This window comes from Streptomyces sp. NPDC001027, assembly GCF_040299045.1.
Classification (GTDB): Bacteria; Actinomycetota; Actinomycetes; order Streptomycetales; family Streptomycetaceae; genus Streptomyces.
In genome coordinates this window covers 1-1,132 of record NZ_JBEPBI010000606.1, presented here as the reverse complement: position 1 = coordinate 1,132, position 1,132 = coordinate 1, and the positions used below count along the sequence as shown (strand labels likewise).

At 69.1% G+C, this 1,132-nt stretch carries 3 protein-coding genes; 2 read left to right on the top strand and 1 reads right to left on the bottom strand.

The genetic code is table 11. The features are described 5' to 3' along the window. Nucleotides 1-252: glycine cleavage system protein H (locus tag ABT300_RS44275; RefSeq protein WP_351688888.1), on the bottom strand; the 252-nt coding region annotated here is incomplete at its 3' end. Nucleotides 253-348: 96 nt separating this feature from the next. Between ABT300_RS44275 and ABT300_RS44270 the strand changes: the two genes are divergently transcribed. Next, nucleotides 349-564: a hypothetical protein gene (locus tag ABT300_RS44270; protein WP_351688886.1), complete on the top strand. Its 216-nt coding sequence runs from the start codon at nucleotides 349-351 to the stop codon at nucleotides 562-564. Between the two features lie 172 nt (nucleotides 565-736). After that, nucleotides 737-1,132 (top strand): hypothetical protein (locus ABT300_RS44265; RefSeq protein ID WP_351688884.1); only part of this gene is annotated, 396 nt, incomplete at its 3' end.

Sequence of the window (1,132 nt, the reverse complement as noted above, 5' to 3'; positions counted from 1 at the left end):
CTCCTCGTTGACCTGGACGACCTCTCCGTTGACCGGGCAGAAGATCTCGGACGCCGCCTTGACCGACTCGACCGTGCCGACGGGATCACCCGCCTCGACCTTCCGGCCGACCTCGGGCAGTTCGAAGAAGACGATGTCGCCGAGGTTCTTCTGGGCGTGGTCGGTGATGCCGACGGCCACGATTCCGCCGGTCTCGATGCGGATCCACTCGTGGTCGTCGGTGTACTTGAGTTCAGCGGGCACGCTGGTCATGGCTGCTCCCTCGGGCATCGGGTTGCGGTGCAGGGACAGCCTGGAGGGTGCGGCGTCCAGAGTCGTGCATTTCAGGCATGACGGTCAGCCGTGTGGGTGACGACCAGCCGGTCGGGTCCGGATCTGCGGAGGGCGTCCGGTGTCGGGCGCCGCCTGGTCGACGATGGGCGCGAGGTCGTCGAGTTCCTCGGGGGCGACAAGGCCGGTCTGCTCGGCGAGGAGGCGGAGGCCGGGTACGCGGTCGGGATCGGGGATCGGGGATCGGGCGGATGGTGGGGTCTGCCCATGAGATGGGTGGGCCTTCCCCCGTGACGGTGGGCACGCGGTCATTGATCACGCGGCGAGTGTGAGCTCAGCGGCGTGGTGTCGGCGTTCGTATGCCTTGAGGCTGAGCGGCCCTGTCCCGTCGCACGATGACGCAGGCGTCTATCGGCTTGCCGGGCAGCTGATGTGTACTGGAGGCCTGCTGCGTCGAGGGGGAGGCATGCCGAGCTCACCGGAGCCTGGGACACCGGAGTCAGCGCGTGAGGAGGAGCCCTGGCTCAGCAGTGACGAGGTCGCGAAGCTGTGGCCGGTGCGCAAGGACTGGCTGCCGGGCGTCGCCCATCGTGCGGACGTCCGCGTCCGCAGCTCCGGCGGGGCAAGCCGGGGCACATGGGGGGCGGAGCCGACCTTCTACCACTTCCACCCCGGAGACGTCCGCAGGGCAGCGCCGGCCATCGCCGAGGGACACCTCGACATCCCTTCGAACTGGCGCACCGACACTCCCGACGGTCGGCGGACAGAGTTCTGGGGCGCGCTGATTGCCCGTGTCGCCGGCACACTCCTCCTCGTGGCCGTACTGTGCGGGCTCCTCCTCATCCTGGGCACAGCGGTCTTC